Raw genomic sequence first — 20,609 nt, forward strand, 5'->3', positions numbered from 1 at the left:
AGTTAAATTATAATATGATATTTAATTTTGTTTAACATTGAATTGTTTGCTAAAAAATATTGGTAATGATTTTAAAACACAAGGGCATAAACATTTTTTATACTGAAAAAGGCAAAGGTAGCACCATTGTTTTACTTCATGGTTTTTTAGAAAGCTCAAAAATTTGGAGCACATTTGTACCTATACTAGCTAAAAAAAACAGAGTTGTTTGTATAGATTTATTAGGCCATGGCAAAACGGAATGCTTAGGTTACATTCATCCCATGGAACTCATGGCAGAAGCTGTTGAAGTTGTACTAAAACATTTAAGAATTAGAAAATCTACATTCATTGGGCATTCCATGGGTGGCTATGTAGCTTTAGCGTTTGCCGAAAAAAACCCAGACAACGTAAAAGGGCTGTGTTTACTAAACTCTACTACGAGTGCAGATACTCCCGAAAAAAAACAAAATAGAGAACGCGGTATTGTTGCTGTTAAACAAAACCATAAAACATTTATTAGGCTAGCTGTTTCAAATTTATTTGTACCAGAAAATCATAAAAAGTTTGCTAGCCAAATAAAACAACTTATTAAAGATTGCCAAAAAACACCTTTACAGGGTATTGTTGCCGCTTTAGAAGGTATGAAAATTCGTGAAGACCGTGAAGTTTTACTCCATTTTTCACCATATAAAAAAATGATGATTATTGGTAAAAACGACCCTATTTTGAATTACAAAAACCTAATTTATCAAACTAAAGGAACAAATGTAAGCGTTGTGGTTTTAGATGGTGGACACATGAGTTTTATTGAAAATGAAAACGAATGTTTGGAAAATATAATACATTTCATCGAAAATAAATAACAATTTGTCGATGTTTAATATTTTTTTTGTAAGTTTATATTCATAACCCCAATACCATGAATGAAAATATTAAAAAAACAGCTTTACTTCCCAAGGTGTACTGCTCTATTTTTGGTCATGATTACCAAATAACAAAACATGTAACCTACCATGTTAAAGAGTACACATGTTCGCATTGTAAAAAACAGTTAACCACTAACAGTAATGGCAATTTAATTGAATTAACACCTAAGTTTAAAGAAATTAACTCAATTTTAGAAAAAGTGCACCTCTCAAAAACAGAACGTTTAAAGAGAAAAAACACCCTTTCATCGATTTATTAACATTTCATTAATATTTTTTATTGTGATTTTTTACTTTTAAGAAGTCTCCCCCAGAACAGATTTTTTAATAGCTAAAATTTTATGAAACAACTTCATTGCAAAGTATTTGGACACGATTTAAGAGTAAGTAAAAACGTAACATTTCACGTGAAAGAATACACCTGCAAAAACTGCGGAAAAGAATTCACCACAAGTGGTAATGGTAATTTAACAGAGCTAACACCTAAGTTTAAAGAAATAAACCGTGTTTTAGAAAACATACATTACCGCCGCCAACTTAGATATCAAAAACTTAATCCGGAATTACTTGTGTTTAGGCATTAAAATTCTTCCAACCCTGTGCTTTAATTTCAACTTTTGTTTCAGCTCTTGTAACAAGGTGTGTACCTGCTTCTTTTTCTCTCATAAAACCAATAACCGATAAACTTGGATTTCCCTTTATTTTTGGGTAGTCTTCTTGCGAGATTGTAAAAAGTAATTCGTAATCCTCGCCTCCATTTAAGGCTACCGTTGTGCTATCAATATTAAATTCTTCACAAGTAGAAATAACTTGTGGGTCTAGAGGAATTTTGTTCTCATACAAATCGCAACCAACATTACTTTGTTTACATAAATGTAAAATTTCAGAAGACAAACCGTCGCTTACATCAATCATTGCTGTTGGTTTTACACCTAAATCTTTTAAAAGTTGTACAACATCTTTTCGGGCTTCGGGTTTTAATTGACGCTCAACAATGTAAGTGTAGGGTTCTAAATCTGGCTGGTTGTTAGGGTTTACTTTATACACTTCTTTTTCTCTTTCAAGCACCTGTAAGCCCATGTAAGCACCACCAACATCACCCGAAACAACTAGCAAATCATTAGGTTTTGCGCCATTTCTGTAAACTTCATTTTTTGGTTCAACTTCACCAATAGCGGTTACAGATATTAATAAACCTGTTTTACTAGAGGTAGTGTCTCCACCAACAACATCAACATTATAAATTTTGGCAGCTGTTTCAATACCGGCGTAAATTGCTTCTAAAGCTTCTAAAGGAAATCTGTTTGACACAGCAATTGAAACCGTTACTTGGGTAGCCGTTGCATTCATTGCGTAAATATCAGACAAATTAACAATTACTGCCTTGTACCCCAAATGTTTAAGCGGCATATAACTTAAATCAAAATGCACACCTTCAACTAGTAAATCTGTAGAAACTACAACATTATTATTTTTAAAATTTAACACTGCAGCATCATCACCAATACTTTTAATGGTTGATGTTTGCTTAACTTTAAAATTTTTGGTTAAATGGTCAATAAGCCCAAATTCTCCTAAATCACTTAATTGTGTTCGCTGTTGGTTTTTATCCTCTATCATAATGCAAAAATAATAGTTTTATTAGGTTAAATTTGTTACTTTACAAATAGTTTTAATAGTTGCAAAAATAATAACAACCTTTAAAACGTTTTCAAAATAAAAATGCTTAGTATGTTTAACTTCACAAAAAAAAATAATTTTAATTGTTTTATAGTTATCGCATGTGCTTTTGGTCTTTTATTTTCTTGTGAAAGAGATAATAATTTACCCATAAATAATGATACTAGTTCAAACACCGAAGTTTTGGCTGCTTGCACCAATGGCTTTGCTGATATTTATCCTTGCAATGATTATGATTTAATGGCTAATTTACCATTAAGCATTTTTAACGCCAATGCAGGAAATGATTCTTGGGGATGGGTTGACACACAAACAAACAAAGAATACGCGCTTATGTGCACAGATAACGGTGTTGGTTTTGTAGACATTACTGATGCTTTAAACCCTATTTATTTAGGAAAACTACCAACAGCAACTATAGCTAGCCCATGGCGCGATGTTAAAGTATATAATAACCATGCCTTTATTGTAGCCGATAATAATGTAGGCGAAGACAGCCATGGCATGCAAGTTTTTGATTTAACTAGATTACGAAACGTAACCAACCCACCCGAAACTTTTACTGCCGATACCCGTTTTACAGGTTTTGGTAGAGCCCACAATATTGTTATAAACGAAATAAGCGGATATGCCTATATTGTTGGCGGCAACAGAAGTAACACTTTTGCAGGCGGGCCTATTTTTATAAATATTCAAGACCCTAAAAACCCTGTTATGGAAGGTGGTTTTGGCGCCGGTGGCTACTCGCATGATGCTCAAGTTGTAACTTATAACGGGCCAGATGCAGATTATTTTGATGACGAAATTTTAATTGGCAGTAACGAAAACGAGGTGGTTATTGCTAATGTAACCAATAAAAACAACCCCACTATTATTTCTAGAATTACTTATAATAACGTAAGGTATGCGCACCAAGGTTGGTTTACTTCAGATATGACATATTTTATTTTAGGCGATGAACTTGATGAGCTAAGACTAGGCATTGACACCAAAACTATTGTTTTTGATTTCACAGATTTAGACAACCCATTGGTGCACTTTGATTATTTTGGCCCCACAACTGCCATTGACCATAACGGGTATGTTTTAAACAACAAATTCTATCTTGCCAACTACAACGCCGGTATGCGCGTTTTAGATATTTCGGCAGTAGAAAACAAATCATTTACTGAAATTGGTTTTTTTGATACATATCCTTATGACGACAACACTGGTTTTGATGGCGCTTGGACTGTTTACCCATATTTACCAAGCGGCAATATAATTATTAGCGATGGCGCTAACGGCCTTTTTATAGTTAGAAAATCTGGTACTTAATTACAAATGTTGCACACTGCAAAAACATATTTTGTTTATATTTTTTTTCTAATCTTTGTTTTCAACTGTTCAGAAAACAACCAAGAAAACAACCTAAATACTCCAACAGAAACCAGAGTAATTACAACATTAGGTGGCTCTAAAAACGAAAGTGCACGCTCCATTACGCAAACTCAAGATGGCGGATATGCTATTTTAGGCTATACACAAAGCACCAATGGCAATGTTACTTTAAAAACAAACGAATCGTTTGATTATTGGTTACTAAAATTTAACAACAAACATGAATTACAATGGCAAAAAACCTATGGCGGCACAAATGACGACCGTGGAAATTGCATTATTGAAACCCACGATGGTGGTTTTGCTATTTTAGGCGCTAGCAAAAGCAATGATTTTGATGTTACAGAAAACAATGGTTTTGATGATTTTTGGATGATTAAAACCAATAACTCTGGTGATATTATTTGGGAAAAATCTTTTGGGTTTGATGGTGCAGATACTGGTACTGCGCTAATTCAAACCAATGATAATGGCTTTTTAATTACCGGTGTTTTAGATGTTTCGGCATCAAATGGCCAAGGCAACACAAAAATTACTACAAAAAGACATGCCGGTGGCGATTATTGGGCCATAAAACTTGATGCTAACGGCAACATACAATGGAGTAAATATTTTGGCGGTACGTTTACTGATACACCCTACGGCATTGCCCAAACTAACAACAATGATTTTATACTTGTTGGCTCATCTGATAGTTTTGATTTTGATGTAAAAAACAACAAAGGCACTTATGATTTTTGGGTGGTTAAAATATCTAAAAATGGTGATTTTTTATGGGAAAAATCTTTTGGTGGCTCACAAATTGACGAAGCCAGAGGCATCACCAAAACTAACGACGGTAATTTTATTATTATAGGCGATACACGTAGTAACAATATTGATATTACAAAAAACAACGGCGCAGCAGATATTTGGGCAATTAAAATTAACACTAATGGCGATTTACTTTGGGAAAAAACCATAGGCGGCACAAACTTTGATGCAGCACGCTCCATAACTAAAACAGCAGACAATGGTTTTTTAATTGCAGGAAACACCAGAAGCAGCAACATTGATGTTTCAAAAAACAACGGACAAAATGATGCCTGGGTTGTAAAACTAAATAGCAACGGCAATATAATTTGGCAACAAACCGTTGGCGGTAGTAATGTAGATTTAGCCTACAGCAGTATTGAATTAATTAATGGTGAGGTAGTTGTTGTTGGAGAATCTAGCAGTTCAGACTTCAATATAACAAACCAAGGTTTTACAGATCTTTTAATTTTCAGATTAAAATAATTTCAAAATGAAAAACATACTTTTTACATTACTCATAACATTAACATTAATGTCTTGTAACAGTTCTGAAGACACAATAGAAAGCACAACCATTGCTCTTAATTTCTCACACACTTGGAATGGAGCACCCGTTACAAACGCAGATTTTAACACCTTTAAATTCACCACCGAAAACGGTGAACAATTAAAGATTGAACGCTTGCGTTATGTAATATCAGATGTGACTTTAGAAACATCAAACGGCGAATTCATAGTAATAAACGCGCATAATTTAGTTGATGTAACCAATAACAAAAACTTAACTTTTGCACCAACGGCACCAATATTAACAGGCAATTACACGAACTTATCATTTATATTCGGCTTTAAAAACGAAAAAAATATAAGTGCTGCTTATGAAGATTTAAACACCGCAATTTTTGATGTTCCACAAATGCTTGGTGGCGGCTACCACTACATGCAATTAGACGGGAAATTTAAAAATGAAAGTAATGAAACTATTGGTTATAACTTTCATGCCATTAGAGCTGTTGATGCTTCTAGCGGCACACCAACCTTTCCTCAAGACACTTTTATAAAAGTAAATTTAGGCCCTGTTTCAATTACAAATAATACAACTTTTAATATTGAAATGAATATTGCCGAGTGGTTTAAAAATCCGCATACCTGGAATTTAAATCAGCTACACCAAATGCTAATGCCAAATGCAAACGCACAAATTATGATGTATGACAACGGACAAAATGTTTTTAGTTTAAAATCTACTAACTAATTTACTTTGAAAAGAGGGCTAAAACATATTATCCTGTTATTAATTTTGGCTTTACAAGCATGTAACACAGAAACCGTTGATAATTTTAAACCAACACCAATCCCTTTACAAATTCCTCAATTGTTTGAAACCCGCATACTAAACCCTATAGCATCCATAAACAACCCACAAACTAAAGAAGGTATTGCATTAGGTGAAAAACTATTTTTTGATCCTATTCTGTCAATTAACAACACCATAGCTTGTGCCAATTGTCATGCGCCCAAAAATGCATTTACAGATAATAACCGCTTTAGCAGTGGCGTAAACCAAAATTTAGGCCAACGCAATGCTATGCCACTTTTTAACCTTGCCTGGAATTATGATGAAAAATTCTTTTGGGATGGTAGTGTTTTCAGCTTAGAGCATCAAGCATTTAAACCCGTTATTGACGCCAATGAAATGGGTAACACATGGCAAAATGTTGAACAAAATTTAAACAATCATCCAGAATATCCAGCGTTGTTCAAACAAGCCTTCGGAACTTCAAAAATAGACTCTACTTTAGTTACAAAAGCTATTGCACAATTTGAGCGCACTTTAATTTCGGCTAATTCAAAATTTGATAAATTTCTTTTAGGTGAAACTACTTTAACACCCCAAGAACAAAACGGGTTTAATGTATTTATGGATGAAAACAAAGGCGATTGTTTTCATTGTCATGGCAGTGAAAACAATCCGCTCTGGACCGATAATCTATTTCACAATAATGGTTTAGATACTGAATTTACAGATTTAGGTTTGGGCGCAGTAACAGGTGACCCTGCTGATAACGGAAAATTTAAAACCCCTTCACTTAGAAATCTATCATTTACAGCACCCTACATGCATGATGGCCGGTTTACCACCCTTGAAGAGGTAATTAATCACTACAGCGAAGGTTTAAAAAACTCACCAACCATAGACCCACTTATGAAAAAAATTGCCCAAGGAGGCGTACAACTTACCAACGAAGACAAAGCCAATTTAAAAGCTTTTTTACTCACATTAAATGATTATAGCTTTATAAACAATTGATTTTCTTTCATAAAAACCACATTTTTTTAATAAACTACGGTTTTTACGCAGCAAAATTTTCATTCTATTTTATATTTTGGTGGTATAATCCCTCAGAATGAAAAATAAATCTACAGCAAACTTGTATTGTTATGCCTATGGGCATAATTTTTTTCGTGTAGATGATTCGCCTCACCTTATCTGTAAAAATTGTAAACAACATTTCACATATAACTCTAATGATGAAATTGTTCCTGTTGCGAAAACTTCAGAAAAAGTTATAAAAAAACATCATTTTACTTATATAAGAAAAACTTATTAAAACATTTATTAATATAATGTTAGGTAACATGGTTATCGCTGACTTATATTGTATATTTGCAGTCAATTTAGAGCAAATCTAAACACAAAAGGTATGATTAAAGTTTCAGAAACAGCAAAGAAAAAAGTGATAGAGCTTATGACTGAAGACGGTTATAACGCTACTACAGATTTTGTTCGCGTTGGTGTTAAAAGTGGTGGTTGTTCAGGGTTGTCATATGATTTAAAGTTTGATAAACAACAACAAGATGATGATAAAGTTTTTGAAGACAACGGTGTAAAAATTATTGTAGATAAAAAAAGCTTTTTGTACTTAATTGGTACAACACTAGAATACTCGGGCGGTTTAAACGGCACTGGGTTTGTTTTTAACAACCCTAATGCAAACAGAACCTGTGGTTGTGGTGAATCATTTTCGCTGTAATCCTATATAAATCTTCACAAAAGGAAGACTTTTAAAAAAATTAAACTCGAACAATGAGCAAATATACAGAGGACGATTTAAGAGAAGAATTAAAAACCAAAGAATACGAATATGGTTTCTACACAGACATAGAATCTGAAACGTTTCCTAATGGTTTAAACGAAGACATTGTACGTGCTATTTCTAAAAAGAAAGAAGAACCAGAATGGATGACTGAATGGCGCTTAGAAGCATTTCGTGTTTGGGAAAGCATGACTGAACCTGAATGGGCAAATGTAAACTATGAAAAACCAAATTTTCAAGCCATTTCATATTATTCTGCACCAAACAGCAAGCCAAAATATGATAGTTTAGATGAGGTTGACCCTGAGTTATTGGCAACTTTTGATAAACTTGGTATTTCATTAGACGAGCAAAAAAAATTAGCCGGTGTAGCCATGGATGTTGTTGTTGATTCTGTTTCGGTAGCAACAACCTTTAAAGAAACACTTGCTGAACAAGGTATTATTTTTATGAGTATTTCTGAAGCCATAAAAAAGCATCCAGATCTTGTAAAAAAATATATTGGTACCGTAGTGCCACAAAAAGATAATTTTTATGCCGCTTTAAACAGCGCTGTGTTTAGTGATGGTAGTTTTTGCTACATACCAAAAGGCGTAAGATGCCCTATGGAATTATCAACATATTTCCGTATAAACCAAGCCGGAACAGGCCAATTTGAGCGCACATTAGTAATTGCTGATGAGGGTAGCTACGTAAGCTATCTAGAAGGTTGTACAGCACCAAGTAGAGATGAAAACCAACTACACGCAGCTGTTGTTGAGCTAATTGCACTTGATGATGCCGAAATAAAATACTCTACAGTACAAAACTGGTTTCCAGGAAATGCCGAAGGAAAAGGTGGTGTTTACAACTTTGTAACCAAAAGAGGCTTATGCGAAACCAATGCAAAAATTTCTTGGACACAGGTAGAAACCGGTAGTGCTGTTACTTGGAAATACCCATCATGCGTGTTAAAAGGGGATAATTCTGTGGGCGAATTTTATTCAATAGCTGTAACCAATAATTACCAACAGGCTGATACCGGAACAAAAATGATTCACCTTGGAAAAAACACCAAGTCAACCATCATATCAAAAGGTATTTCAGCAGGAAAATCGCAAAACTCATACCGAGGATTGGTACAAATTCATTCTAGAGCTGAAAACGCACGTAACTTTTCGCAATGTGATAGTTTATTAATGGGTAACGAGTGTGGTGCACACACCTTCCCTTACATTGAAGCTAAAAACAAAACAGCACAAATAGAGCACGAAGCAACTACCAGTAAAATTGGTGAAGACCAAATTTTTTACTGTAACCAACGTGGGATAGATACTGAAAAAGCCATTGCACTAATAGTAAACGGTTTTAGTAAAGAAGTATTAAATAAATTACCAATGGAGTTTGCTGTTGAAGCACAAAAATTATTAGAAATTAGTTTAGAAGGAAGCGTTGGTTAAACCAATAATTTCATATTAAAATATTACAAAAAACGAAGCCAATACATATGTTAAAGATAGAAAACCTACACGCAAGTGTTGAAGATAAAAGCATTTTAAAAGGTATAAATCTAGAAGTAAAACCAGGCGAAGTACATGCTATTATGGGACCAAATGGTTCTGGTAAAAGTACACTTTCATCGGTAATTGCAGGAAAAGAAGAATACGAAGTATCTGAAGGAAGCATCATATTTGACGGTGAAGATATTGAAGAGTTAGCAGCCGAAGAACGCGCACACAAAGGTATATTTTTATCATTTCAATACCCTGTAGAAATTCCTGGAGTTTCTGTAACAAACTTTATAAAAACAGCTATTAACGAAACACGCAAAGCTAAAGGTTTAGTAGACATGCCTGCAAAAGACATGCTAAAACTTATACGCGAAAAATCTGACTTATTAGAAATAGACCGTAAATTTTTATCGCGTTCACTAAACGAAGGCTTCTCTGGTGGTGAAAAAAAACGTAACGAAATTTTTCAAATGGCCATGTTAGAGCCTAAACTAGCTATTCTTGATGAAACAGACTCTGGTTTAGATATTGATGCGCTTCGTATTGTAGCAAACGGTGTAAACAAACTAAAAAGCAAAGACAATGCTGTTATTGTAATTACACACTACCAGCGTTTATTAGATTATATTGTTCCTGATTTTGTACACGTTTTACATAATGGTAAAATAGTAAAATCGGGCACCAAAGAACTAGCTCACGAGCTTGAAGAAAAAGGATACGATTGGATTAAACAAGAGTTGGCATAACCAATTCTAAGTTAAAAGTAAAAGTTTGCAAGGTTTAAAGTTAACATCAACTTTTTGCTTTTAAACGTTTAAACATTTCAACTTAAAAGAATGGATTTAAAAGACAAATTATTATCATCTTTCATAGTTTTTGAAAACCAAACTGAAGGTAATGCCTACGTTAACGATGTACGTAACGAAGCCATAAAAACCTTTGAAACAAAAGGCTTTCCTACAAAAAAAGATGAAGCTTGGAAATACACATCTTTAAACAAAATTTTAAAAGAAGACTACAGTGTTTTCCCAAAAAAAGAAGATGCTTTAGATTATAAAGATGTAAAAAAGTATTTCATTCATGATATAGATACCTATAAAATTGTATTTGTAGATGGTAAATACTCATCGCACCTATCTGCAACCACGCATGATGGCATTGATGTTTGCCTAATGTCTGCTGCTTTAACAAAGCCAAAATACAGATTAGTAATTGAAAATTACTTTAACAAAGCGGCTACAACAGATGGCTTATCATCATTAAACACGGCATTTTCAAAAGAAGGCGCGTATATACACATACCAAAAAATAAAATAGCCGATAAGCCTATTCAAATAATACATTTTTCAACAGGTTTAGAGTGTGCAAGCATGCTACAACCACGTAACTTAATTGTTGTTGAAGAAAACGCACACGTTCAAATTATTGAACGCCATCAAAGCTTAACAAGCAACCCGGTTTTAACCAACAGTGTTACCGAAATTTTTGCCAAAAAACGCGCTATTGTAGATTATTATAAAATTCAAAATGATGCCCAAAGCGCGTCGTTAATTGATAACACCTTCATAAAACAAAAACAAGAAAGTTTTGCATCTGTACATACCTTCTCATTTGGCGGAAAATTAACCCGTAATAACCTTAACTTCTATCAAGAAGGTGAGCGTATAGATTCAACCTTAAAAGGTGTAACCATTATAGGCAATAAACAACATGTAGACCACAACACGCTAGTACACCACATAGAGCCAAATTGCGAAAGTCATCAAGATTATAAAGGTATATTTTCAGATAGCTCCACAGGTGTATTTAACGGTAAAGTGGTAGTTGAAAAAGAAGCACAAAAAACAAACGCTTTTCAAGCCAACAACAATATTTTAGTAAGTGATAAAGCCTCAATAAACACAAAACCACAGTTAGAAATTTTTGCAGATGATGTTAAGTGTTCACACGGTTGCACCATTGGCCAGTTAGATGAAAGTGCTTTATTTTACATGCGCTCGCGTGGTATTCCTGAAAAAGAAGCCAAAGCGTTACTAATGTTTGCCTTTAGTAATAATGTTTTAAGTTCAGTTAAAATACCAGAATTAAAACAACGTATCACTAAAATAATAGCAAACCAATTAGGTGTAAATATAGGTTTCGATTTATAATACTGAAGTAGTTTTCAGTATAAATAATTTTATTAGTAGCTAATTCCCGCTATCCACTGTATCTTTTTTGTTTTATGCTATTTAAGAGCTAAACTATAAAGGTTCTAACCAAAACAAAAAAGGATGCCGTTACTATCGGGGCTAAAAAACAACCATGTTAAACGTTGAAAACATAAGAAAAGATTTCCCAATACTTTCACGTAAAGTAAACGGTAAACCTTTAGTATATTTTGATAATGCTGCTACCTCGCAAACACCACAACAAGTAATAAATGCTATTGTAGATTATTATTCAAATTACAACGCAAATATACATCGTGGTGTACACACTTTAAGTCAGGAAGCCACAGATTTATATGAACAATCCCGCAAAAAGATACAAGATCATTTTAATGCTAAATTTTCGCATGAAATCATATTTACATCGGGTACAACTCATGGTATAAACCTAGTTGCCAACGGTTTTTCTTCGTTATTAAAAAAAGGCGATAACATTATTGTTTCAGCTTTAGAGCACCACAGTAATATTGTGCCATGGCAAATGTTATGCCAGCGTACCGGTGCCACATTAAACGTTATTCCAATGAATAATGAAGGTGAATTGGTAATGGCTGAATACGACAAACTGCTTTCAAAAAACACAAAATTGGTTTTTTGTAACCATATTTCAAACGCTTTGGGCACTATAAACCCCATTGAAACCATCATAGAAAAAGCACACGCCGTTGGTGCTGCCGTTTTAATTGATGGCGCACAAGCATGCCCACATATTAAAGCAGATGTTCAAGCTTTAAATGTAGATTTTTATGTAGCATCAGCTCATAAAATGTGCGGACCAACAGGTGTTGGTATGCTTTATGGTAAAGAAGCGTGGTTAAAAAAACTACCACCATACCAAGGTGGTGGTGAAATGATTGCCGAAGTTACTTTTGAAAAAACTACTTACGCCGATTTACCTCATAAATTTGAGGCCGGCACACCAAATATAGCTGGCGGCATTGTTTTTGGCACTGCCATTGATTATATGAACAACATTGGCTTTGAAGCTATTGCAAATTATGAAAACGAATTATTGCAATACGCCACCAAAAATCTTTTAGATATTGAAGGCTTAAAAATTTATGGCACTTCAAAACAAAAAACATCGGTATTATCATTTAATTTAGAAGGTATTCACCCGTATGATGTTGGCGCTATTTTAGATAAATTGGGCATTGCTGTAAGAACTGGCCACCATTGTGCACAACCTATTATGGACTTTTATAAAATACCTGGTACCGTGCGCGCATCGTTTGCTTTTTACAATACCAAAGCCGAAATTGATGCTTTAGTTGAAGGTGTTAAAAAAGCTAAAATGATGTTATCTTAGCATCTAAATAAGTTCTAATAAAAAACGTTTTTAATTCTGAATTATTTTCAGAATATATCTTAATTAAATATTTTTAGTTAAAGAAAACCTGCCTCAAATAATTACGGTATATTTTTTGTATTTTAAAGAGTAAAATCAAATTAACATCATGAAATATGCACTTTTATTTTTCTGCTTTTTTGTACTAAAATGTGCAACGCCAAAAACAAAAACAACTTTAAACATTTCTAAAAGTAAAAACATTCAAAATATAACACTTCAAAAAAAATATAGCATTCAAACTATAAACGGAAAAGATGTAACTACACACCGTTTGTTTATAGAATTTAATACAGATACTAAACAGATTTCTGGTTTTTCGGGTTGTAATAATTTCTTCGGAAACTATGATATAACAAACACAGCTATTACAATAGGACCATTAGCTTCAACCAGAAAAATGTGTCCTCCTTATAAAAATTCCGTAGAAAAAGAATTACTAAATACACTTCAAAACAGCAAAAGCATAACTGCTGAAAGTGATTATTTAACACTTTATAACGATGCCCAAAAACCTGTACTCAAGGCCATTATTTTTACTAAAAAACATGCGCTAACTGTGCAATACACCCAAAGTTCTAGAGGTAGCTTTAAGCAAATTATAGTTAATAATGATTTTACAAATATTAGCACTACGCGTGGTGTAAAAGGTAAAAATGAACGCTTTTCAAAATCTAAATGGAAAACAATAAAAAACTTAGTTGAAAATTTTAATTTAAACAACCTTTCAAACCTAGAAGCTCCAAGTAAAAAACACCAATTTGATGGTGCTGCACTGGCTAAACTAACCATTACTCTAAATGGCAAAATATATGAAACACAAGCTTTTGACCATGGAAATCCGCATCCAGAAATTGCAAAAGTTGTTAAAGAAATCTTATCAATAGCTCAAAACATTGAATAGCAATTTTTCTTGTTGTATTTTTGCTTAAAATTTGACACCGTGACGATTGAAGATATTCAAAATGAAATAATAGACGAATTCTCAATGTTTGAAGATTGGGAAGAACGCTACCAATACATGATTGATTTAGGGAAAGAATTACCCATAATTAACGACCAATATAAAACTGACACCAATATTATTAAGGGTTGCCAAAGTAAAGTTTGGGTTCATGCCGAAATGGATAATGATAAATTAGTTTTCACTGCAGATAGTGATGCTATTATTACAAAAGGTATAATTGCAATTTTAATTAGAGCTTTTTCAAATCAGCACCCAAAAGATATTATTGATGCAGACACCAATTTTATTGATAAAATAGGATTGAAAGAACACCTATCTCCTACCCGTGCAAATGGCTTAGTGAGTATGGTTAAACAATTAAAAATGTACGCTATTGCGTACCAAACACAATTAAAATAACTGTATTTATATTCTTATAAAAGTATAAATATAGTATCCATTTTATTTCCGCTTTAGCAGAAATACTAAAAGAATACCATTTATGAGTGATACAACAATAGATACAAATGCCTTAGGTGAAAAAATAGTAAACGTTTTAAAAACTATTTATGATCCTGAAATTCCAGTAGATATTTACGAGTTAGGATTAATTTACGACGTTTTTGTAAATGAAGATTACGACGTTAAAATTTTAATGACTCTTACAACACCTAATTGCCCTGTGGCAGAAACTTTACCTTTAGAAGTTGAAGAAAAAGTAAAATCTTTAAACGATGTGAACAACTGTGAAGTTGAAATTACTTTTGATCCGCCTTGGAGCCAAGATTTAATGAGTGAAGAAGCTAAGTTAGAGTTAGGAATGTTATAGCAGTATTTTAAAATACACTTAACTTTTTAAATAGTTACAATGGCTGACGAAATTATAAATCGAGTTGCAAATAGCAAGTTAATTACATTTGATCTTGAAGATTTTTATCCGAAAGGTGATCGCATAATATTTGATATTAAAGATTGGCTTTTTGAAGGCTTCGTTTTACGCGAAAAAGATTTTAGAGAGCAGGTTAAAAACCATAATTGGGAACAATACAAAGACACTTATGTTGCTTTAATTTGCAGTACAGACGCCATCATACCTGGTTGGGCTTACATGCTAATTACAATAAACTTAGAGCCCTTTACAAAAAAAACAGTAGTTGGTAGTTTAGAGACTTTAGAAACTGTTATTTATCAAGATATTATTAATAATCTAGACACTTCAATATACAAAAACGCACCCGTTATTATAAAAGGCTGCACCAACAAACCTGTACCACAAAACGCTTATTTAATGGCTATTAGCAAACTTAAACCTGTAGTTAAATCTATTATGTATGGCGAAGCATGTTCAGCAGTACCACTTTACAAAAAAAAGTAATATTTTTCTGTGACCTAAACCAAAACTTGGGTCTAACACGTATATTTGCATAAACAAAACAAAATTACGTTACATGAAAAAAGTACTAGTATTAGGTATGATGTTTTTAGGAGTTATTTCTATAAACGCACAAACCAAAGAAGAATTAAAAACGCAAAAAGCAGAAAAACAAGCTATAGCTGATAAGGCACAAGCAGAAGCAAACGCTATTCAGGCTAAAATTGATGCCCTTCCAGGATGGAGAACTGGTGCATTTGGTACTATTGGAGGAAGTTTATCTGGTTTTAACAATTGGTACGCACAAGATAAGCCAAACAACAGCTCTGGTAATATTGGTTTTACTTTTAACGCTTTTGCTAACTTAATTGAAGAGAAATTTTTCTGGAGAAACTCTTTAAACACAAACTTAGCTTGGGTAAAGTTAGATGATAAAGATAACGGTACTGATGCCGATGATAGTTTTGAACCAACTACTGATGTTTTTAACCTTTCATCGCTTTACGGTAGAAACCTAACTAAAACATTGGCTGTTTCTGGTTTACTTGAATACAGAACAACCCTTTTAAACAACTTTAATGACCCAGGTTATTTAGATGTTGGTGTTGGTGCTACTTGGACGCCTATTCAAAACCTAATAGTAGTAATTCACCCTTTAAACTACAACTTTGTATTTGCTGATAATGATGCTGTTTTTGATTCTTCTATGGGTGCTAAAATAGTTGCAGACTACACAAGACAAATTGGTGCTATAAACTTTAAAACAAACCTATCTGCCTTTCAAAGCTACAAATCTAGCGATTTATCAAACTGGACGTGGACAAATTCATTTAGCTACACACTTTGGAAAATGATTGGTGTTGGTTTTGATTTTGGTTTGCGTAGCAATAAACAAGAAGCTTTAAACTATGCGTTGGCGCAAGACCCAGCTACAGCAACTGGATTTGATGATGTTGATAACGATTTACAAACTTACTGGACACTTGGTTTAAGCTATAAGTTTTAAAACATTATAAATAAATTATTTACAAAAAACCTCTTAAATTATTTAAGAGGTTTTTTATTTATAAAACAATAACATTCTATATTTAATTTTTAATTTTAAAGTGTTCATTTAAGAAAATAAAAAATGAAGACTAAAAACGAAGACCTAAAAATTGCCGATTACAGAATTAGAAAACTTATTGGGTTTTTGGGTTTATTTCTTCCTATTTTACTCTATTTCACTGAAGGTGAATTATTGGCTTCTATAAGTCATTATTACTACAAACCATTACCTTCGCTTATTTTCATCATAATATTATCTGCTTTTGGTTTGTTTTTACTATCATACAAAGGTTATACAATAGATACAACTTCTGAAAAAATTAGTGATGATGTGTTAACCAACATAGGCGGTATTGCTGCTTTAATTGTGGTTTTTATCCCAACGTGTTGTAAAGGTAGTTTAAGCGCTTCAATTGATATTATTTGTAGAGACCAAAGTTTTCCGCTATTAGGTCATAATAACGATTTTAAAAACACCATACATTTAGTAGCTGCTGGAGTATTTATGTTCACCATGGGGTGGATGTCTAAATACAAATTTACCCGAAGCGCTAATGATACTAACAATAAAATTTACAAAATATGCGGTAACTTAGTTTGGTTATCTATTGCACTAATTATTGTTTTAATAATTTTTGAAAAACTGAAAATACATATTGGCTTTACAGATTACTATGTATTTGTTTTTGAAACCACAGCCATTATTCCTTTTGGTATTTCATGGTTGGTTAAGGGTGATGTTTTAGATAATGTAAGCAGTATGTTTAAAAAAAGTAACTAATATTTTCAGTTAATTCCTTACATCAAACTTCTTTTTCTTTTGTTTTTTTCCTTTAAACAGTCGTTTTAAAAAGCCATCTCTTTTCTCTGGTTCACAATCTAAATCTTGTAAAACCTGTGCTGTTGGTTTTTCAAAAGTACTTTTTGTTATTGTATTAAATTTAGAATTGTTATTTAGTTGCTTGTAAAAATTAGCAAAAATGGGCAATGCAGAATTAGCGCCTTGCCCTATGCCTGTGGTTTTAAAACCTATGGTATGATTATCATTACCAACCCAGGTAACCGTTACCAATTTTGGTGTTAATGCCACAAACCAACCATCTTTATTATTTTGTGTTGTACCGGTTTTTCCTGCAATGGCATTTTGCAAACCATACACATTACGTAACCTAGAGGCAGTACCAGAGTTTACTGTTGTTTGCATAATTTCTAACATTACTTGCCTTGTGTAATCACTATAAGCTTTTTCATTTGAAATCTCGGGTTTAAAATCAACTATAACGTTGCCATTTTTATCGGTAATTTTAGTAATAGCATATGGCTTTACAGGCTTACTATTATTAACATAACTGGCGTAAACACCAGTAAGCTCTTTTAAATTAATTTCGGCAACGCCTAATGCTAATGAAGGTTCTTCAGGTAAGTCTTTTGTAATTCCAAGCTTTTTTGTTTGTGCAATAACTTTTGGTATTCCAACCTCGTTAAACACTTTAACTGCAATGGTATTGACAGAATTGCTTAATGCCTTTTCAAGTGTGTAATTTATGTATGGATCTTCATTTTTACTACCGGAATTTTTGGGTGTCCAATTATCAAAATTAGTATAAGTTACAGCTGATAATGGAAAATAAGTACATGGTTTCATACCATTTTCAATAGCAGCCGTATATACAAAAGGTTTGAATGTTGAACCTATTTGTCGTTCGCTTTGCGATACATGATCATACTTAAAAAACCTATAATCTATACCACCAACATACGATTTTATGGCTCCAGTTGACGGTTCTACAGCTAACATGCCTGTGTTTAAAAATTTCAAATAATGCTTTAAACTATCAATAGTTGAAATGTTTTTAACGGTATCTCCTTCCCAACTAAATAATTCAACAGGCTGTTTTATTGCAAGAGAATCTAGAATTTGAGATGCTTTTAAACCTTGCTTTGTTAAAGCCTTATAACGTGCTAGTTTTTTTATTTCAGATTGAATTAGTTTTGAATTTGATAACCACGGCGCCGATTTACCAAAAGCATTTTCATGCGTTTTTTGAAGTTTTTTAAGGTGTAGTTTCATAGCAGATTCTGCCATAGCTTGCATAGTAGAGTCTAAAGTAGTGTGTACTATTAAACCATCTTTATACAGGTTGTAAGGTTCTCCATTTTCATTTTTTAAAGTATCTAAAATGGTTAAAACTTCCTTCTTAACAGCTTCTCTAAAATAAGGTGCCAAACCAACATCATGACTAAATGATTTGTAATTTAATGTTAGCGGCAAATTACTTAAAGAATCGGTTTCAGCTTCAGTTAAATAATTATACTTTAACATTTGCTGTAAAACTACATTACGTCGATTTTTACTTTGCTCTAAATGCTTTCTTGGGTTGTAATAAGTAGTTGCTTTTAGCGTACCAACCAATGTGGCTGCCTCTTCAACAGTTATATGTTTTGCGGCTTTATTAAAAAACTTTTGCGCTGCACTTTCAACACCATAAGTATTATCTGGAAAAGGCACCGTATTAAAATACAAGGTAAGTATTTCTTCTTTTGAATATACCCGCTCAATACGCTTGGCTATAATAGACTCTTTAAATTTATTTATGAGCATGCTAAACATAGCATACTGTTTTCTTCCATAAAGATTTTTTGCCAATTGCAATGTTATGGTACTACCACCGCCTGCCGATTTATTTCCTAATAAAATATTTTTAAAAAACACCCGCAATAAACTTATATTATCAACGCCGTTATGCTCAAAAAAACGCACATCTTCAGTAGCAATTAAGGCATTAATAAGGTGTTTAGGAAAAGCTTCAAACGGTAATGGTTGCCTATCATAAATATAATATTTACCTATAAGTTTACCGTTGTAATCAAGCAATTGAGTAGCTTGTGCTTGCTCAATAGTTTTTAAATCTTGGGTTGTAGGAAGTTTACCAAAAACACCCCAAAGTGCACATAAATAAATGCTAAAAAAGAAGGCAAGAACGCCAGCCCCAAAAACAAACAGCCATTTTACCCATTTTTGTTTTAAAATTTTTGAGTTCATGTGGCGTTTTAAGGGGTTTTTATGCATCATCTACATCAAATTCGTTATAATCTGGATACAAAAAGTTGTTATACGGAAAGCGTGTTACGTGAATATCTCTAACCTCATCATACACGCGCTTTTTAAAATCGTCTAAATTCTTTTTATTTAACGCCGAAATAAACAAAGCATTGTTTCCAATTTTGTTCATCCAGGTTTTTTTCCATTCTTCAAGAGTGTAATTAGCTTTGGTGCGCTCGGTTTCTAAATCGTCTTCGTCAATGGGTTCTGGCTTGTAGGCATCAATTTTATTAAAAACCATAATGGTAGGTTTATCACTACTATCTATTTCACCTAAAATTTTATTAACTGAAGCAATGTGTTCTTCAAAATTAGGGTGCGAAATATCAACTACATGCAGTAGCAAATCTGCTTCTCTAACTTCATCTAAAGTACTTTTAAAACTCTCGACCAATTGTGTTGGTAGCTTTCTAATAAAACCAACAGTATCACTTAATAAAAACGGTAAGTTTTGTATAACCACTTTACGCACGGTAGTATCAAGTGTGGCAAACAATTTATTTTCAGCAAACACCTCACTTTTACTTACCACATTCATGAGTGTAGATTTACCAACGTTTGTATAACCAACCAATGCTACACGTACCATTTTACCACGGTTACCACGTTGCACAGCCATTTGCTTATCAATGGTTTTTATGCGCTGTTTTAGTAATGAAATTTTATCGCGTACAATACGTCTATCTGTTTCAATTTCAGTTTCACCAGGTCCGCGCATTCCAATACCACCTTTTTGGCGTTCAAGGTGCGTCCACATACCACGTAAACGCGGTAATAAATATTCGCATTGTGCTAGTTCTACTTGGGTACGTGCATAACTTGTTTGGGCACGTTGCGCAAAAATATCTAATATTAAATTGGTTCTATCTAATACTTTTACGTTAAGTATTTTACTTATGTTTCGTTCTTGCGCTGCAGATAATTCGTCATCAAAAATAGCAGTTCCTACGTGATGTTCATCAATAAACTGGCGTACATCTTCCATTTTACCAGAACCAATAAAGGTTTTGGGGTCTGGTCTTTCCATTTTTTGTGTGAAGCGTTTTACAACTTCGCCACCAGCTGTATAGGTTAAAAACTCTAATTCATCTAAATATTCTTTAGATTGAACTTCGTCTTGGTCTTTGGTAATAATTCCTATTAAAACAGCTTTTTCTAAAGCTATATCTTTCTTTTCTATCATATAAATTAATATTGTGCAAAGTTACACAATTGTTATCATATTAATTTTT

General features: G+C 33.1%; 21 protein-coding genes. 18 read left to right on the forward strand and 3 right to left on the reverse strand.

Going from position 1 to position 20,609, the window contains the following annotated elements:
* Nucleotides 1-65: 65 nt before the first annotated feature.
* The 3 genes from ACYX4H_RS04300 to ACYX4H_RS04310 all read left to right on the forward strand — a co-directional run bounded on the left by ACYX4H_RS04300 (nt 66) and on the right by ACYX4H_RS04310 (nt 1,492).
* Nucleotides 66-845 (forward strand): alpha/beta fold hydrolase, encoded by a 780-nt coding sequence (locus ACYX4H_RS04300; protein WP_476237978.1) that lies wholly within the window; start codon nt 66-68, stop codon nt 843-845.
* Nucleotides 846-901: 56 nt separating this feature from the next.
* Nucleotides 902-1,168: a hypothetical protein gene (locus tag ACYX4H_RS04305; protein WP_476237979.1), complete on the forward strand. Its 267-nt coding sequence runs from the start codon at nt 902-904 to the stop codon at nt 1,166-1,168.
* Between the two features lie 81 nt (nt 1,169-1,249).
* Nucleotides 1,250-1,492 (forward strand): hypothetical protein, encoded by a 243-nt coding sequence (locus ACYX4H_RS04310; RefSeq protein ID WP_475296886.1) that lies wholly within the window; start codon nt 1,250-1,252, stop codon nt 1,490-1,492.
* Here the strand turns inward: ACYX4H_RS04310 and thiL are convergent.
* On the reverse strand, nt 1,482-2,528 hold the full coding sequence (thiL, locus tag ACYX4H_RS04315; protein WP_476237980.1) for a thiamine-phosphate kinase: 1,047 nt from the start codon (nt 2,526-2,528) through the stop codon (nt 1,482-1,484). The two genes, ACYX4H_RS04310 and thiL, sit on opposite strands and share 11 nt — an antisense overlap.
* A gap of 111 nt (nt 2,529-2,639) precedes the next feature.
* Here thiL and ACYX4H_RS04320 point away from each other — a divergent pair, with 111 nt between their 5' ends.
* The 15 genes from ACYX4H_RS04320 (at nt 2,640) to ACYX4H_RS04390 (ending at nt 17,055) form a co-directional block, all read left to right on the forward strand.
* A complete protein-coding gene (locus ACYX4H_RS04320) occupies nt 2,640-3,905 on the forward strand; it encodes a choice-of-anchor B family protein (RefSeq protein ID WP_476237981.1) in 1,266 nt (421 codons plus the stop codon).
* A gap of 6 nt (nt 3,906-3,911) precedes the next feature.
* A complete protein-coding gene (locus ACYX4H_RS04325) occupies nt 3,912-5,246 on the forward strand; it encodes a hypothetical protein (protein ID WP_476237982.1) in 1,335 nt (444 codons plus the stop codon).
* Between the two features lie 7 nt (nt 5,247-5,253).
* Nucleotides 5,254-6,018, forward strand: a complete 765-nt coding sequence (locus tag ACYX4H_RS04330) for an MbnP family protein (protein ID WP_476237983.1) — start codon at nt 5,254-5,256, stop codon at nt 6,016-6,018.
* A 45-nt stretch (nt 6,019-6,063) separates the two neighbouring features.
* Complete coding sequence (locus ACYX4H_RS04335) at nt 6,064-7,074, forward strand: cytochrome-c peroxidase (protein ID WP_476237984.1); 1,011 nt, start codon at nt 6,064-6,066, stop codon at nt 7,072-7,074.
* Between the two features lie 394 nt (nt 7,075-7,468).
* Nucleotides 7,469-7,798, forward strand: a complete 330-nt coding sequence (locus ACYX4H_RS04340) for a HesB/IscA family protein (RefSeq protein ID WP_475296892.1) — start codon at nt 7,469-7,471, stop codon at nt 7,796-7,798.
* A 53-nt stretch (nt 7,799-7,851) separates the two neighbouring features.
* Complete coding sequence (gene sufB / locus ACYX4H_RS04345) at nt 7,852-9,300, forward strand: Fe-S cluster assembly protein SufB (RefSeq protein WP_476237985.1); 1,449 nt, start codon at nt 7,852-7,854, stop codon at nt 9,298-9,300.
* Nucleotides 9,301-9,347: 47 nt separating this feature from the next.
* Nucleotides 9,348-10,097: a Fe-S cluster assembly ATPase SufC gene (gene sufC, locus ACYX4H_RS04350; RefSeq protein WP_476237986.1), complete on the forward strand. Its 750-nt coding sequence runs from the start codon at nt 9,348-9,350 to the stop codon at nt 10,095-10,097.
* Nucleotides 10,098-10,187: 90 nt separating this feature from the next.
* On the forward strand, nt 10,188-11,501 hold the full coding sequence (gene sufD / locus ACYX4H_RS04355) for a Fe-S cluster assembly protein SufD (RefSeq protein ID WP_476237987.1): 1,314 nt from the start codon (nt 10,188-10,190) through the stop codon (nt 11,499-11,501).
* A gap of 154 nt (nt 11,502-11,655) precedes the next feature.
* Nucleotides 11,656-12,870 carry an aminotransferase class V-fold PLP-dependent enzyme gene (locus tag ACYX4H_RS04360; RefSeq protein WP_476237988.1) on the forward strand — a complete coding sequence of 405 codons (1,215 nt, stop codon included), beginning with the start codon at nt 11,656-11,658 and terminating at the stop codon, nt 12,868-12,870.
* 148 nt (nt 12,871-13,018) lie between these two features.
* Nucleotides 13,019-13,813 (forward strand): META domain-containing protein, encoded by a 795-nt coding sequence (locus tag ACYX4H_RS04365; RefSeq protein WP_476237989.1) that lies wholly within the window; start codon nt 13,019-13,021, stop codon nt 13,811-13,813.
* Between the two features lie 39 nt (nt 13,814-13,852).
* Nucleotides 13,853-14,275, forward strand: a complete 423-nt coding sequence (locus tag ACYX4H_RS04370) for a SufE family protein (protein ID WP_476237990.1) — start codon at nt 13,853-13,855, stop codon at nt 14,273-14,275.
* 82 nt (nt 14,276-14,357) lie between these two features.
* Nucleotides 14,358-14,684, forward strand: coding sequence for an SUF system Fe-S cluster assembly protein (locus tag ACYX4H_RS04375; protein ID WP_475296899.1), 327 nt, complete (start codon nt 14,358-14,360; stop codon nt 14,682-14,684).
* A 39-nt stretch (nt 14,685-14,723) separates the two neighbouring features.
* A complete protein-coding gene (locus tag ACYX4H_RS04380) occupies nt 14,724-15,230 on the forward strand; it encodes a DUF2480 family protein (protein WP_476237991.1) in 507 nt (168 codons plus the stop codon).
* 73 nt (nt 15,231-15,303) lie between these two features.
* The gene (locus tag ACYX4H_RS04385; RefSeq protein WP_476237992.1) at nt 15,304-16,233 is read left to right on the forward strand and encodes a DUF3078 domain-containing protein; all 930 of its coding nucleotides are present in this window, start codon (nt 15,304-15,306) and stop codon (nt 16,231-16,233) included.
* A gap of 123 nt (nt 16,234-16,356) precedes the next feature.
* Nucleotides 16,357-17,055, forward strand: a complete 699-nt coding sequence (locus ACYX4H_RS04390; protein WP_476237993.1) for a hypothetical protein — start codon at nt 16,357-16,359, stop codon at nt 17,053-17,055.
* A 9-nt stretch (nt 17,056-17,064) separates the two neighbouring features.
* On the opposite strand, the gene ACYX4H_RS04395 is transcribed toward ACYX4H_RS04390, so the two are convergent.
* Both ACYX4H_RS04395 and hflX read right to left on the reverse strand, forming a co-directional pair.
* Nucleotides 17,065-19,317: a penicillin-binding protein 1A gene (locus ACYX4H_RS04395; protein WP_476237994.1), complete on the reverse strand. Its 2,253-nt coding sequence runs from the start codon at nt 19,315-19,317 to the stop codon at nt 17,065-17,067.
* 19 nt (nt 19,318-19,336) lie between these two features.
* Nucleotides 19,337-20,560 (reverse strand): GTPase HflX, encoded by a 1,224-nt coding sequence (gene hflX, locus ACYX4H_RS04400; protein ID WP_475296904.1) that lies wholly within the window; start codon nt 20,558-20,560, stop codon nt 19,337-19,339.
* Nucleotides 20,561-20,609 lie beyond the last annotated feature (49 nt).

Source organism: Seonamhaeicola sp. ABD4_340 (assembly GCF_056312135.1).